12 protein-coding genes are annotated in these 13,975 nt (G+C 65.7%); 5 read left to right on the plus strand and 7 right to left on the minus strand.

Features of this window, described 5'->3' with window-relative positions:
* The first annotated feature begins 10 nt into the window (after positions 1–10).
* Positions 11–817 (plus strand): YhfC family intramembrane metalloprotease, encoded by an 807-nt coding sequence (locus F8E02_RS05475; protein ID WP_317064474.1) that lies wholly within the window; start codon positions 11–13, stop codon positions 815–817.
* A 332-nt stretch (positions 818–1,149) separates the two neighbouring features.
* Here the strand turns inward: F8E02_RS05475 and thiL are convergent, their stop codons facing one another.
* From thiL to F8E02_RS05490, 3 genes are read right to left on the minus strand one after another with little or no spacing between them, the layout of a single operon-like run.
* Positions 1,150–2,016 (minus strand): thiamine-phosphate kinase, encoded by an 867-nt coding sequence (gene thiL, locus F8E02_RS05480; protein WP_317064475.1) that lies wholly within the window; start codon positions 2,014–2,016, stop codon positions 1,150–1,152.
* A complete protein-coding gene (locus F8E02_RS05485) occupies positions 2,009–3,964 on the minus strand; it encodes a DUF460 domain-containing protein (RefSeq protein WP_317064477.1) in 1,956 nt (651 codons plus the stop codon). The genes thiL and F8E02_RS05485 overlap by 8 nt, the downstream gene beginning before the upstream one ends.
* On the minus strand, positions 3,961–4,818 hold the full coding sequence (locus F8E02_RS05490; protein ID WP_317064478.1) for a serine/threonine-protein kinase RIO2: 858 nt from the start codon (positions 4,816–4,818) through the stop codon (positions 3,961–3,963). The genes F8E02_RS05485 and F8E02_RS05490 overlap by 4 nt, the downstream gene beginning before the upstream one ends.
* A gap of 35 nt (positions 4,819–4,853) precedes the next feature.
* Here F8E02_RS05490 and F8E02_RS05495 point away from each other — a divergent pair, with 35 nt between their 5' ends.
* On the plus strand, positions 4,854–5,759 hold the full coding sequence (locus tag F8E02_RS05495; RefSeq protein ID WP_317064479.1) for a TIGR00269 family protein: 906 nt from the start codon (positions 4,854–4,856) through the stop codon (positions 5,757–5,759).
* A 215-nt stretch (positions 5,760–5,974) separates the two neighbouring features.
* Here the strand turns inward: F8E02_RS05495 and F8E02_RS05500 are convergent, their stop codons facing one another.
* Together F8E02_RS05500 and F8E02_RS05505 are read right to left on the minus strand one after the other, a co-directional pair.
* The gene (locus F8E02_RS05500; protein ID WP_317064480.1) at positions 5,975–6,697 is read right to left on the minus strand and encodes a glucose-6-phosphate isomerase family protein; all 723 of its coding nucleotides are present in this window, start codon (positions 6,695–6,697) and stop codon (positions 5,975–5,977) included.
* A complete protein-coding gene (locus F8E02_RS05505) occupies positions 6,694–7,977 on the minus strand; it encodes a COG1361 S-layer family protein (protein WP_317064481.1) in 1,284 nt (427 codons plus the stop codon). Before F8E02_RS05505 ends, F8E02_RS05500 begins: the two co-directional genes overlap by 4 nt.
* A 64-nt stretch (positions 7,978–8,041) precedes the next feature.
* On the opposite strand from F8E02_RS05505, the gene F8E02_RS05510 reads away from it, so the two are divergent.
* A complete protein-coding gene (locus F8E02_RS05510; protein ID WP_317064482.1) occupies positions 8,042–8,833 on the plus strand; it encodes a TrmB family transcriptional regulator in 792 nt (263 codons plus the stop codon).
* On the opposite strand, the gene F8E02_RS05515 is transcribed toward F8E02_RS05510, so the two are convergent.
* Positions 8,827–9,573: a DUF128 domain-containing protein gene (locus F8E02_RS05515; RefSeq protein ID WP_317065155.1), complete on the minus strand. Its 747-nt coding sequence runs from the start codon at positions 9,571–9,573 to the stop codon at positions 8,827–8,829. The genes F8E02_RS05510 and F8E02_RS05515 overlap by 7 nt on opposite strands.
* A 193-nt stretch (positions 9,574–9,766) precedes the next feature.
* On the opposite strand from F8E02_RS05515, the gene F8E02_RS05520 reads away from it, so the two are divergent.
* Both F8E02_RS05520 and F8E02_RS05525 read left to right on the plus strand, forming a co-directional pair.
* The gene (locus tag F8E02_RS05520) at positions 9,767–10,735 is read left to right on the plus strand and encodes a hypothetical protein (protein WP_317064483.1); all 969 of its coding nucleotides are present in this window, start codon (positions 9,767–9,769) and stop codon (positions 10,733–10,735) included.
* Between the two features lie 6 nt (positions 10,736–10,741).
* Positions 10,742–12,061, plus strand: a complete 1,320-nt coding sequence (locus tag F8E02_RS05525) for a dihydrolipoyl dehydrogenase family protein (protein ID WP_317064484.1) — start codon at positions 10,742–10,744, stop codon at positions 12,059–12,061.
* 161 nt (positions 12,062–12,222) lie between these two features.
* On the opposite strand, the gene F8E02_RS05530 is transcribed toward F8E02_RS05525, so the two are convergent.
* Positions 12,223–13,845 (minus strand): putative manganese-dependent inorganic diphosphatase, encoded by a 1,623-nt coding sequence (locus F8E02_RS05530; RefSeq protein ID WP_317064485.1) that lies wholly within the window; start codon positions 13,843–13,845, stop codon positions 12,223–12,225.
* Positions 13,846–13,975: the final 130 nt, after the last annotated feature.

A 13,975-nucleotide genomic window follows, 5' to 3' on the forward strand; every position in this document is an offset into this window, starting at 1 on the left:
ATTCTTCCCCATGGACCCACTGGTCGTCGCCACGTTCGCCGTCGTCGCCCTGCTCGAGGTCGTCGTTCCGCTCGCGCTCGGCTACTGGTTTGTCAGGAGGTTCGGCCTCTCGTGGCGGGTCTTCGTCCTTGGCGCCCTCTTCTTCATCGCCGTGCAGGTGATCCACACGCCGTTCGTCCTGCTGACCCAGGGCCCGCTCTACCTCGCCCTCCTGCCGTCCGGGACGACGGCGGCCCTTGCCGGGATCGCGGTCTACCTCGGTCTCATGGCCGGGCTCTTTGAGGAGGTCGGGCGCTACCTCGTCTACCGCTACTACTTCGGGCGGCGGGGGATCTCCCTTTCTCGCGAGAACGGCCTTCTCTTCGGGACCGGGTGGGGCGGGGTCGAGAGCATGATCGTCGCGCTGCTCGTGCTTTCGGGTATGGTCTCTTACATCCTCCTCACCGGCGACGCGGGAACGATCCCCCTGCCCGACGACCCTCTTGTCCGGGAGCAGGTCGAGGTCCTCCGGGCCCTCACCCCGCTCGATATCCTGCCCGGCCTCGCCGAGCGGATGATGACGATCACGCTGCACATCGCCTGGTCGCTGATGGTCCTCGCCGCCGTCGTCTACGAGCGAAAGGTGCTCCTTCTTCTCGCCGTCCTCTGGCATACCGCGGTGGATGCCGCCGCCGTCTACCTCTCCCAGACGCTAGGCCTCCTCGTGACCGAGGCGGTGGTCTTCGTCTTTGCGGTCATCGGCCTGGCGTATATCCTGTGGGAGTGGCGGCGGATGGGGGTAAGGGCGGCTTCCCTGCCGGCCGAGGACGTTCAATAATTTTGTGTGCCATGAGACCAGAGTGATGAGATCTCACGCGAAGCGCGAGCGTAGCGAGCTTGAGAAGCCATCAGGCTTCGAGCCGCGATGGTCCGCCAGGACCGGAGCTTGAGAAGCCATCAGGCTTCGAGCCGCGAAGAACGCGAAGTCCGGTACAACAGTGCTGGCAGTTCCCTTCGCGGCTTCGCGTCTTTCGAAGACCTTCGGTCTTCTCAAGCTCCGGATGTCCCACCCGTCGCATTTCGCGTGAGACTGCGGCGTCGTCTGCATACCATTGCTTTACGCGAAACCACGAAGTTGGCAGAGGGAATGTGTGGAGGTGCTCTGGGGCGCTACCCGCTCCACTCGTGCAGGTATCCCCGGCGTTCGAGAGGTTCTCCGTCGGCGAGAACCGTCCGCTCCGCTATGACCTCGCCGATGACGCGGGCCTCGACCCCCGGGACCGGGAAGATGGTGGGGGGTGCGCAGAAGAGGAGCTCGAAGTCTCCCCCGCCGTAGAGGGCGAGTGCCCGCCCCTCGCCCTCCGGCACGCCCGCCGGGAGCGGGAGGCGGGCGGTATCGATCGAGAAGCCGCAGTCGTTCACCGCGAGGAGGTCGTGGAGGGAGAGAGCAAGGCCGTCGGAGATGTCCATCATCGCCGAGACGCCGGCACGGCCGAGGATCGCGCCCTCCCTCACGCGGGGCTGCGGTTCGAGGAGCTCCTTTCTGTGCCGGTCGTAGCCGGAGAGGGCGGCCTGGGCCTCGCCGAGCGTCCCGGTGACCGCGATGACGTCTCCCGGCCGCGCCCCCCTCCGGCGGACGAGGTGCTCCGGGGCGACCGCCCCAAGGCCAGTGCTTACGATCGTCAGCTCGGTGTGGGCGTCGAGGTCCCCCCCGACCAGTTCGGCGCCGAACGTCGTGCAGCAGTCCCGCGCGCCCTCCATGATGCCTCTGAGGCGTTCCGGCCTATCAAGGCCGACCGCGAGGAGCACCTGTCCCGGCGCCGCGCCCATGCTCGCGACGTCCGAGAGCGTGACCGCCGTCGACATCCAGCCGATCTGCCAGTCGGTCATCCCGGCCGGGAAATCAGTCGTTTCGTGGAGCATATCGGTCGTCGCGACCATCACGAGGTCGCCGCAGGGGATGACTGCACAGTCGTCCGCGAGGCGCTCCGGGTCGATGATCGTCCCGATCAGCCTGTGCAGGCCCCGTTCATCCACCGCGCCGCACCTCCTTCTCCCGCTCGCTCCGGTACTCCTTGAAGAGGTACTCGACCCGCTCGGCCTCCTGCTCGCGGAGGAACTCCTTCTGCCCTTCCTCCCACCTGCCCATCGCTTCCTCGACGGCACCGGTCTTCGCCGCCCCGGTCCTGCCCCGGATCTCCGGGCTGACGGTCTCTGCGGGGAGGAGTGGGAGATTTGCCTCGCGGGCGAGCTGGACTAGGTGCGGGTCGGGGGGTTCCTCGCCGCCGACGACCAGGGCCCGCACACCTGTCCCCGCAAGGTCTTTGACCACGCCCCGGCCCCAGCCGTGAGGTCGGGGGACATAGAGGATGTCGCCCGCGGCGATGCCGACCCCCTCCTGAAGGGCCCGCACTCCCTCGCGGGTGAGGGAGTCGAGGACCTTGAGCGGCGTGTAGTCCTCGGAGAGTTCTATCTTCGCGACGGTCTGCATCCGCTCCAGGCGCTTCTTCAGTCGCCGGGAGCGCCGCCGCTCGTCGCGGAGCTGCTCGCGCAGGCTCTCGATCATCGCGTCCTTCGTCGCGAGCTCCGCGTCCCGCCGGACCTTCTGCTCGGTCGCGGAGCGTGCCCGCCTGACGGATTGGCGCAGCCGCTCCGCTTCGCGGTCGCGCTCCCGGAGATCTTCCTGGAGTTCCTGCACGTAGGTCCGGAGCCTCTTGACTATCCCGTCGAGCGCCATCACCCGCTCGTCCTCGACCGGCCGCTCCGGGGCGGGCTCTATGGGAGGCGCGGCAGGTTTCTCTGCCGCCGGAGCTCCCTGCAGGTCGGTGAGGACCGTATCGAGGGGCTGGCCCCGGAGCACCCGCGCCCGGACCTCGTCGAGGTCGACGCCCGGCTTCACCCTCTTTACGATGTTCCGGAACTTGTTCTGGAGGCTCCGGTAGGCGTCCAGCGCCGCCGAGAGGGAGTCGCGCTCGTGGTCGTTCGTGTAGGAGAACGGGGCGGTCAGGTCGTACTTCGCCTCCACCGAGAGCGACTGCTTGGGGGTGTAGGGGATGGCGTTGAAGGCCCGGCGGATCTTCTCGACCGAGTAGGGCATCTGCTGGACGTCGGAGGCGATGATGAGCGGTTTTCCGGCGCGGTAGAGTTCCTCGATGATATCGGACATCGTCATCTGCCGCGAGCTCGTGAGGAGGACCAGGTTGCCGTCGAGGTCCACGGCGGCGATCCCGGTCGTCGTTCCCGGGTCGAGCCCGACGATCAGGTAGCGGGGGCGGCTGGATCGCGGCTCGAACCGTATCCGGTCGAGTTCTCTCCCCGACACCCGGACCTGGACATCGGCGCCCCGCGAGGAGTGGACCGGGACCATCTCGCGGGGGGCCATGACCTTGAACGCGGCCCTCGAATACCCCCCGAAGGCCTTCGTCTCCTTCTTCTCGTAGTCGAGCCCGGCACCCTTGAGTCTCGCCTCGATCTCGCGGGCCTTCTGCATCACCCCGCCGTGGATCTTTCGGGCGTAACGGTTCTGGCTCCACCCGCCCCGGCCGGGCGATCGGTGCCTGCTCGCCACGATGTCGGTGGTGTTCTCAAACGCGATCACCTCGACGCCCGCGCCGAGGGCGGCGACCTGCGCCGTCGTCCGGGCCTCGGCGTAAGGGTCGAACTTATTGAAACTGATGTTGTATCGAGCGGCGACCTTCGGGAGACTCTCCGTCCGCTCGCCGCCGGTCACCTGGACGAGTTTTGTTGCAGGAGGGAGTGATTGGAGAAATGTGTAGAGTTCGCGCTGGTCGGCGGCGATCTCCTGGATGCTGTCGACCGCGAGGATATCGGGCTCTTCGGCAGCAAGGATACGCTGGAGCCGGAACCCGGTGACCTCCTCGACGCCCAGGATCTCCCCGTCCTCCACCCGGCAGAGGGCGTAGACGGGCCGCCGGGTGCGGGAGCGGACCGAGCCTTTGATGATGTCGATACCAAAGACCCTCACTCCACCACCCGTGCCAGTGCTTCGTCGAAGGCGTACTCGATGCCGTATTTCCGCTTGAAGTACTGGAGGATGTTCACGATGTCCCGACCCAGGATCTCGTCGGCGTTCGGGTGGGCGGTCTCGACCCACTGGGGCCAGTCGATCAGCCAGCACTGCCCCTCGTCGACCATGACATTGAACTCGCTCAAGTCCCCGTGGACGATGCCGAGGCGGTAGGCCTCGCGGATGTTATCGAGGATCTCGTCGAGGATGATCTGCGGCTCCGTCACGGTCGCCTGCGAGAGATTGACGCCGGGGATGTATGACATCGCCACGACGTGCCGGTTCTGGTCGATCGGGAGCGGCACCGAGACCGCGGGGTGGAGGGCTTTCAAGGCATCGTACTCCATCTTCGCCGAGCTGGTCGAGGCAAAGAGCCAGGGGCAGTGCCCGGCCTCCGGCATGTAGCCCCGCTTCAGACGGACGGACTGGAACGACCGCTGCCCGACCCGGTGGAACTTCAGCACCACCACCCCGAGCCCCATCGCCTCGTAGACCTCCGACTCCTTCCCGACACCGATCAGGGTGCCGAGCGCCTGGATGGTGCCCCGGCGGGTGAGGGTGTGGAGGGCCAGGCTGTCGTAGCCGTTGAAGACGAGGGCGTAGCCCTCGTAGGGGACCTTCTCGTACCTGACCATGTCCATGGCCATCAGCCTGCCCAGCCGGTAGGAGAGCTCGGACTCGGAGAACTTGGTCGCCGACTTGAGCACATCGAGCGGCACCCACTGGTATCGGCGCATGAGGCGTTCGAGGGCGAGGAGGACCCGGAGTTCGTAGGCGTGCAGGGATCGCACGTATTCTGCAGGAACAGGCATCTTCTACACCATTTATGTGGGCCGGTGATAAAAGGATGATCGAGAAGATGGAGTGCAGCAAGTGCCGCCGCGACGCGGTCATCTACCAGCGGTATTCGGGGCTGCACCTCTGCGAGCAGCACTTCAACCGCGATTTCGAGGCGAAGGCGAAGCGGGCGATCCGGGATCACCGCTGGATCGTATCGGGCGATACCGTGGCGGTGGCGCTCTCGGGGGGCAAGGACTCGAGCGCCGTCCTCTACTTCCTCCACAACCTCCTCCACGAGCGGCGGGACGTCAGACTGATGGCGATCACCGTGGACGAGGGGATCGACAGCTACCGCGATCCGGAGCAGGCGAGATCGATCGCAGACAGCATCGGCGTCCCCTGGGTGACGGCCTCGTTTCGCGACGAGTACGGCATCACGCTCGATGAGATCGTGGGCCGGAAGGGGACGAACCTCTCCTGCTCCTACTGCGGGGTGCTCCGGCGGGCGCTGATGAACCGGCTTGCCCGCGAGAACGGGGTCACGAAGTTCGCCTACGGGTTCAACCTGGACGACGAGGCCCAGTCGGTCCTGATGAACGTCCTCCGCGGGGACCCCGAACGGCTCACCCGTCCCGTGCGGGAGGTCGAGGGGATGGTCCCCCGGATCAAACCGTTCATGTACATCCCGGAGCGCGAAGTGGCGCTCTACGCCTTCCTCCACGTCGAGGGGTTCGATCTTGCGGGCTGCCCCTACGCGGGCGACGCTCTCCGGGGGGACGTCCGGGGGCTCCTCAACGACTATACCTGGCGCCACCCGGCGACGAAGAACGCGCTCGTCAACCTGGGCGAGGCCCTCAGAGAGCCGGAAAGGGTCACCGGCGAAGGGCTCAGGGTCTGTGAGCGGTGCGGCGAGCCGTGTGGAAGGGTCTGTCGGACGTGCCAGGTTCTCGACGAGATGCAGGGGAGAACCTGAGGAGCAGGGTCTCACGCGAAGAGCGCGAAGCCGCGAAGGGGAGTGTGACCAACAACCAACTGTCCTTCGCGTCCTTCGCGGCTCGCACCTGCGGTGCTCAAGCTCGCTTCGCTCGCACTTCGCGTGAGGCTGTATCACTATTCTCACCCGTTAGAGCGCGTGACGCAACAGGTATTATAGGCGCCGGGTGCCGTCCGGGATGCCGCCCTCAGACCCTAGCGCATCACAAGGCATCCGCCGGTCACGTCGGCGAAGATCTCCATGAACTGCTCGGGGTGATTCAGGAACGCGACCGATCGCGGTCGCCCGATGAGGTCGTAGAGCCCGACTCCTCTCTCGATGCCGAGGTCGGGGACCTCCACCGGGTTGCAGTAGCGCACCGGCGGGGCGTCGGGGTAGCGGGGGTTCTTCACCAGCGCCCCGCCCTCCATCTCGTAGTAGGCGGCGCCCCGGAGTTCCCCGTACGGGCCGTAGTTGCTCGAGAACTCCGGCGAGACCAGGTTTGCCATCACGAGGTCCTCCCGTCCGGGGTTGATGGTGACGTGACCGTATCCCGGCGGGATCAGGATCTTGTCGCCGGCGGAGGCCTCGATCATCACCACGTCGTCGACGCTGCGGGTCTGGAGGAGGTAGTGCCCGGTTCCCTCCAGGACTTCGTAGATCTCCGGGTAGAGGGCTCCTGCGGGGTTTTCCGTATGGTAATGCCCCATCGTCTTGACATACTCTCCGCAGAGCGTTCGGGCGGGAATGACGGTGATATCGTAGCGGATACGGTGCTGCCGGAGCCACTTCCGGTCGTCGTCGTTCCGGGCAAGATCCCGGTACATAAAATAGAGGGGTTGATCGGAGGAGCAGCCGGGATCTGCGAGGACATCCCGCATCTCTTCAATCGTCCTTATCTGCGGCTCCGGTTTGGGCCCGTCCCAGTACCCGTTCATCTCCTCTTCTTACGGTACACGAATATATAATACCCTGCGCCGATGATCACGGCGAGAACGGCGACCAGGAAGACCGGGTTCGTGAAGATGGTGCCCTGTCTCTGCTCGAGCGCGACCCGGACCTTCATGGTGTCGGAGATCTTGCTGTTGTCGAGGTTGTCGCGGTAGCGGATCTCGGAGTCGATCCCGTACTCCTTCAGGGTGCCGGCGCCGTCGACATTCACCTCGAACCGTGCCGTCGCCGTCTCGCCGGGGGCAAGGTCGCCGAGGTAGGCAGTGTCGTCGCTGCTGGTGAAGGGGTCGACGGCGCTGATCCGGGCCTGGGCGTTGTAGACCGTCGCCGCTCCGGCGTTTCTGTACACGACCTCAAGGATGCTCTTCTGGCCCTGGTAGAGCGTTGCCTTCGGGGAGACTACCTCAAAGGCGATCTTCCCGCCGACGGGGATGCCGATCGTCGTTGCCCGCGAGGTCACTGCCTTCCCCTCGTAGTCCTCGTAGGCGATCGAGACGTCGAGCGGGTATGACTGGGGCTCGGCGGTATCGGCGACCGAGACCTTGAACCTCACGTCCACGGTCTCTCCCGGCTCGAACGTCCCGAGGTAGGCGTTGCCGTCGGTGGGGATGAGCGGGCTTGCACCGTTCCTCGCGATCTTCGCGATCGCGTTCTGCGCCGAGTCGGACCCGACGTTCTTCAGGGTCATGGAGACGTAGCCTTCCGTGCCGACGTTGAGCGACTCGGAGCGGACGTCAAGGACTTCGACGCGGAGGTCGGGCGTCACCCGGACCGTCAGCGGCAGGGTCGCGGTCTTCTTCTGGTAGTTGTAGCGGAGGGTGTCGCCCAGATCCTCGGCGTCCTGCAGGTAGGTGTAGGTCACCTCGAGCGGCAGCACGTAGGTGCCCGGTTCCGCGGAGTCCGCGACCTTCACGTTGAAGGTAGCGGCCCGGGAGGCGCCGCCCGTGATGTCGCTTAAGAACTGGGGATCCGTCTTGACGGTGAACGGCGTGCCCTCGCTCTTGAGAGCCGCGGTGGCCAGTTTTGCGGTGCTCGGCTGATCGTCGGGGGTGACGATCGTCGACCCGACCATTTTAATGGTATTCACGCCGCTATTGGCTATGTTCACGGTCAGGGCGGTCTCGGCACCCGGCGCGAACTGATTGGTGCCGGCGATCGTCGCCGAGAGTTCAGGGTTTCCATAGAGGTACTTGACTCCTTGCGCTGAGGCCGGCACGGCCAGGAGTGCCAGCAGGAGGAGTGCTACCGATATCTGTTGCCAACGCATCTCGTCACCTTGTTGTTATATTAGCAACAACATTTATCCCTGGAGGGTATATATACATACTGGCATGAATGCTTCCCGGGATCTTCCAGGCAACCTCCTCGAATCTCTTAAATCACTGGGACTTACGAAGTACGAAGCCCTCGTGTATATCGGCCTTCTCAGGGTGGCCGGTGCGACCGCGACAGAGATCCACGAGACCTCCGGGGTACCGCGCGCGTCCGTCTACCCGGTCCTCGACCGGCTCGTCCAGAAAGAACTGGTCAGCGTCTCGCACACCACGCCCAAGCGGTTCGATGCGATCCCTCCCGACCAGGGCGTGGAGAACCTGATGCGCCGGATCGAGAGCGACGCGGAGAGCGCCAGGGAGGCTCTCAACGCCCTTTACCGGGAGAAGGTGCCGGAGGCCCGGGGCACCCAGGAACTGATCTGGACCGTTTACGGAGAGGAGAATATCAAGACCCGTCTTGCGGAGATGTTCCGGAGCGCGGAACTGAGCGTTGAGGTGCTCGCGGCGTGCGATCTCCTGGAGGAAAACGTGCTCCCGATCCTCAACGCCGTTCCCGGCTCCGTCCAGGTCGATATCGTCACGGACTCCTGGCAGGGCGAGCAGCCTTCCGGGTTCGGCATCCATATCCTCCCCCTTGCGGCCCGGTGCGAGGCCTATTCCCCGCAGGGGAAACTGCTGCCGTACGAAAAGTCAGGTGTCTTTTTAGTGGACAACGCCCGGACGCTGCTCTGGCTGGGTTCGAGTGGAGAGCAGCCCTCGGCTCTCTACTCCGAGTCCGCGGGATTTGTCCAGTTTGTCAGGCGGCACATCGCCAGCGTCGCGGAGCGGGCGAGGGCTGCCGTTCAGTGATCCTCCAGGTAGCCCATCTCCCTGATATCGATCAACCCTTTGAGCGCCCTGGTCACCACCGGCCGCCCCGCCTCCCTGACGGCCGCAAGGGCGTTCGTGCCCCCGACCATCGCCACGCCGACGTATTGCGGGCTCACCGGGACCCCGAGCAGCGGGGCGTTCGGGACGCCGACGTCCAGGATGCCGGAGAACCCCATGGCCCCGAGCTCGTCGAGCACCGCCCCCATGAGCGGTTCGGCCTCCATGTGGCACTCGCGGAGGTTCGCGAGGATGTTGCCGTTCCCGCTGCGCATGACATCCAGGATCGACGTGGTCTTCTGGGAAATCAGGACCTCGAGCGGGTCGAGCGTGGTGTCGCGGTAGAGGATCATGCTCGTGAACCGTTGCGCCACCCGTCCTTCGACCTCGACGACCCCGCCTCCGATCGGGTTGATCGGGATGCCGTGCCGTAGAAGGAGCGCGTCGAGCGTGATGCTGCACATCGTGCAGATCGCGTGCTTGCCCTCCGGCACCATATAGCCGCCGACCTGTTCTCCCGGCCCGGCAACCCGGATCCGGTCACTGATGGTGATGCCGGCGCGGTGCGCCTCTTTCATGATGGAGAGCGCGAACTCGAGGTCGCCGCTCTCGATGAGCGAGAGGTTGTAGATGATCGCCCCGGTGTCGTCCTCCGGGCGGTAGGTCACCCTGAGCGCGTACTCCTCGATACGGTGGTTGGTGAACTTCAGGGGGACATGCATCATCTGATCTCTCGTGCGGCAGGGGAAAAAAGTGTTGCTCCCCATTGAAGTCTCCTGATTGGGGCCATACCCTCGTGACAACCGATAACTCCGGTCTCTCGTGCCGGCCGGACGATGCCCGTACCGATCACGGCTCTCATCGTCCGAAACGGATGCAAAACTTGTTCTACCTTCCTGCGATATTATACGATGAATGGAGAGTGGGACTCGGGAAAAAGCCCGGAATGTGCTGAAGCGGATCCTCACGGCAGCCTCCTACGATGTCGAGGAGGTCGGCGAGCCGCTGGATCTCTCCGCAATCGGAGAAGAGGACGTCATCGTGGTGCTCTGCTCCGACGACCCGGAGACGATCGAGAAGTTTGATTCGATGACTTACCGGCTGCGCACCTCCGGCGACGACCTGGTCTGCAGGAAGCTGCTCTTCACCCTCGATCCGGCGGTGCAGACGGAGGACTGCATCCGGTGGGGTGCGGACGAGCTCGCCCGCTACGCGGGCCGGGCCGTGCTTGCAGAGGTGCTCGGGGAGAGCCTGACCCTGGACCTGCCCCGGCCGTCGACGGCGTTCCGGGGCGAGCCGGCTGGAGGAGCGATCGGTGCGCCGGCGGAGCAGGAGTCGGAGGAGGGGCCGGAGCTCCCGCACCTCCCCCTCCGGGTCACTGAGAAGCGCGCCTGCGGCATCGCCGGGCTGCACGGGTCGGCGAAGTGCCGGTTCATCCCGTACTGGTGCTACCGTTACGTCAGCACCGGCGAGCGCGAGATAAAAGACCGGCTGGTCTCCTTCGACGCCGAAGGCTCCGGGGCCGTCAACGCCATCAACGGCATCAGGATGGACCTCGATCCCGGTACCGTCGAGTCCGGGCCGGTCCCCTTCGGCTCCGAGATCGTGCCCGGCCGGCTCGTGCGGGAGGATGTCGAGGACCAGATCGTGCGGGAGGTCATCGAACGGCTCACCCAGCGGATCCGGTTCCGCTACGAGAAGGGCGACGCCATCTTCTACGAGGAAAAGACTCTCAAACCCGACCGGAGCAACATCAATGTCAACCTTGAGACCGTCTACGTGCCGGTCTGGCAGGTGCGGGGCGGGAGCAAGATCGTCGAGGTCAACGGGTTCACCGGCGAGATCCTCTCGATGCCGATGGACGAGGGTGTCGAGCTGCTGTAGGTTGCCATGTTTGTCGTCATCGGCGGCGGACCCGCAGGGAGGCTTGGGGCGATGCGCCTCGCGCAGGCCGGGGCGGAGGTCCGGCTGATCGAGCAGCGCAAGATCGGGGGTCAGTGCCTGCACGAGCGGTGCATGACCATCTGCGCCTTGAACGACGTCGCCCGGCTCGTCGAGTACGCCCGGACCCAGAAGGACCTCGGGATCCTTGATACGGTCCCCGCGGTCTCCTACCCGGCGATACGGAGGAGGATCTGCGAGGTGCAGGAGAAACTCTCCTCGGTCCTCGACGCCGAGACCCGCCGGGCGGGGGTCGAGGTGATCTATGGTGCGGAAGGCCGGCTCGAGGGGAACCGCGTCTATATCGACGACGAGGAGGTCCGGGCGGACGCGGTCCTCGCGGCCACCGGGTCGCGCCCGGCCGTCCCCGATATCCCCGGCACCAGCCTCTCCGGCGTCTACACCTACCGGACGCTTCCCGCGATGCCCGACCTCCCCCGGCGGATGGTCATCGTCGGCGGCGGGGTGGTGGCGGCGGAGTTCGCCCACGTCTTCCGCGCTTTCGGGGCGGAGGTCGAGATCGTCGCCCGGCACGGGCTGCTCGGGAACCTCGATCCGAAGGTGCGCGCCGCCGCGCTGCGCGATCTCTCCGGGATCGGCATCCGCGAGCAGACCCCCGTCGCGAGCATCGAGGGGGCGGGCAGGGTCCGGTCGGTCGTCCTCGGAGACGGGGAGGAGATCGAGGCCGACGCCGTCATGCTCGCCACCGGGCTCGTCCCCCGGTCGGAGTCGCTGCAGGGCCTCGAGAAAGGCCCGGACGGGGCGGTCACCGTCGACTCACGGATGCGGACGAGCGTTGAGGGCGTCTACGCCGCAGGCGACGTCATCGGCCCGCCCTACCTCACCCCGGCGGCCCGCCGGGAGGGAGTGGTGGCGGCCGAGAACATCCTCGGCCACGAGACGGTCATGGACTATACGGGCATCCCGTGGGCGATGAGTCTCCGCTACGACTACGCGTTCGCCACTGCCGGCGCCGGCGGCCTCACCCTCTCGGCTCCCGCTCCCGCGGGCCCCGGCTCGTTCTGGGACGTCGCGGGCGGCTGGGCGGGCGTTGCGCAGATCCGGGTCGACCCGGAGACCGGGAGGATCGTCGGCGCCGCCGCCGGTGTTCCCGGCGCATCGACCCTCCTCTCCTACATCGGTTACCTGATGAAGCGGGGCGTCACCGTCGACGATTTCGACGATATCGTCGAGATCCACCCCTCGACCGACGGCATCTACCCCCTTGCACGTTACGCTGCCGGGGTACTCAGGAAGAAGAACGAGTGAGCCGGTAGTAGAGGGTAATAGTAGAGCCTCACGCGAAGCCGCGAAGGGGAGTGTCACCCGTCTCCTAAACTTCGCGTTCTTCGCGGCTTCGCGTGGGATAACTGGTGCAGACGGCGATACGATCTAACGCGAAGGATGGGAAGTATCAGGTGCCCCGGCGGCTAGAGCTGCCGGAACATCTGCCCGAACCTCGGGATAAAATCTTTTTTCCGCGACATCACGCCTTCGAGCCGGACGGGCTGGTCCCGCAGTTCCAGTCTGGTGATGCAGGCCTCGTCCCCGGCGGCGAAAAGGTCGCTTGCGTTCTCAAAGACGTTCGTGAAGAGGGCGAAGTAGCAGTCGACCCCCATCGCTACCCGGAGGTGCTCGAGTTCGGCCCGGATCACGTCGGCATGGGTCTCTGCGAAGGCAAACGACGACGTCATCACCTGCGAGACCATGATGCTCCGCCCGAAGAGGTTGTAGCGCTTCATGTCCCGGGTGAGGAGTTCCTCTTTGGGGAGGGCGTCAAGATCCATGCCCTTCCGGATCAGCTCCGGCCCGAACTCGGCCGGGTCGACCCCGGCGATCCCCGCGAGATAGTCCGCCGCCCGGACGTCCGCCGGCGTGGTCGTCGAGAGTTTCATCACCATCGTGTCGGAGAGGACTCCCGAGAGGAGGAGGCCGGCGGTCGCGGGCGTGGGCTCCACGTCGGCCTCGATGAACTTGTTCGCGACGATCGTCGAGGTCGAGCCCACGGGATCGTTGAGGAACTTCACTGGCTTTAAGGTCGAGATCGCGCCGAGGCGGTGGTGGTCGATGATCTCGAGGATATCCGCCTGCTCGATCCCGTCCACGGCCTGGGAGTACTCGTTGTGGTCGAGGAGGATCACGGATTTCTGGACCTCCTGCATCAGCGTCGTCCGGGATATGAGCCCGATATGCTGTCTGGCGTCCCCGACGACGCAGGCCGTCCTGAACTTGGAGTTCGAGACGATCCCTTTTGCGTACTCAAGCGAGTCCTCCAGCCGCACCGTGGGGACGTCGGTCTCCATGATCATCCGCGCGGGGAGCGAGAGGCTGATCATCTTGCCGACGCTGAAGGCGTCGAGCGTCGTCGCGAGGACCGAGGCCCCCCGCGCCCGGGCCGCGGCGATAACCCGCTCCCCCACCGGCGCCCCTTCGGCGATGACGAGCGCGGCGACGCCCGCCGAGATCAGGGCGAGCTGCGCTGGTTCGTTGTCCCCGACGATCGCGATATCGTCCGGCGTCATCCGCGAGAGGGTGACGTGCAGGGCGTCGATGACGGTATAGACCCGCCCCTCGCCGAGGGTCTCGCGTGCCTGGACGACCGTCCTGGCGTCGAGGATGCGCGCGAGGGTCTCGAGCGGCATCGGGATGAGCGAGAGCTGCTCCCGCGGGTTCTTCCGGACGTAGGACCGGGCGAGACCGTACTCGCTGACGAGGCCGACCAGGGTCTGGTCGCCGTTCGTGATCGGCATGTTCCGCATATCGTAGGTGTCCATCAGGGCGGCGACGTCGACCGTCGGGACGTCCTGCCTGACGCTCCGGGTATCGAGCGGTATATCCGAGACCGTGGGCTCGACGCTTGCGATGTAGACCGGGGCGGCGGTCTTGAACGTCTCAAGGGCAAACCGCGTCTCCGGGTTCACTTCGCCGCACCGGGCCGCAATGTACTTCCCCGGCTCGGCGTGGTTCAAGAGTTCGGCGTAACCGATGACGCTGCAGATGCTATCGGTGTCGGGCTGCTTGTGGCCAATGATATAGATGGTATTCTGTCCCATTTTCCTCCTCGTGGTCGGCGACTCTTTCGTACCTTTATCGTCTTGGGGCAACAAAGGCGTTGTGCCGGGAGGGCGGGGGGCCGTCCGGCAGGCAGGCACCCCGGTGCTCGCGGGAGGTGCGACGGGTCGT

The sequence above is a fragment of the Methanoculleus caldifontis genome (assembly GCF_032842345.1).
In the GTDB taxonomy this organism is placed as follows: domain Archaea; phylum Halobacteriota; class Methanomicrobia; order Methanomicrobiales; family Methanoculleaceae; genus Methanoculleus; species Methanoculleus caldifontis.

Coding starts and splice junctions, on each gene's coding strand:
- F8E02_RS05475 (WP_317064474.1), top strand. CDS start 11: ATGGACCCACTGGTCGTCGCCACGTTCGCCGTCGTCGCCCTGCTCGAG.
- F8E02_RS05500 (WP_317064480.1), bottom strand. CDS start 6,697: ATGAACGGGTACTGGGACGGGCCCAAACCGGAGCCGCAGATAAGGACG.
- F8E02_RS05505 (WP_317064481.1), bottom strand. CDS start 7,977: ATGCGTTGGCAACAGATATCGGTAGCACTCCTCCTGCTGGCACTCCTG.
- F8E02_RS05525 (WP_317064484.1), top strand. CDS start 10,742: ATGTTTGTCGTCATCGGCGGCGGACCCGCAGGGAGGCTTGGGGCGATG.
- F8E02_RS05530 (WP_317064485.1), bottom strand. CDS start 13,845: ATGGGACAGAATACCATCTATATCATTGGCCACAAGCAGCCCGACACC.
- F8E02_RS05495 (WP_317064479.1), top strand. CDS start 4,854: ATGATCGAGAAGATGGAGTGCAGCAAGTGCCGCCGCGACGCGGTCATC.
- F8E02_RS05510 (WP_317064482.1), top strand. CDS start 8,042: ATGAATGCTTCCCGGGATCTTCCAGGCAACCTCCTCGAATCTCTTAAA.
- F8E02_RS05490 (WP_317064478.1), bottom strand. CDS start 4,818: ATGCCTGTTCCTGCAGAATACGTGCGATCCCTGCACGCCTACGAACTC.
- F8E02_RS05515 (WP_317065155.1), bottom strand. CDS start 9,573: ATGCATGTCCCCCTGAAGTTCACCAACCACCGTATCGAGGAGTACGCG.
- F8E02_RS05520 (WP_317064483.1), top strand. CDS start 9,767: ATGGAGAGTGGGACTCGGGAAAAAGCCCGGAATGTGCTGAAGCGGATC.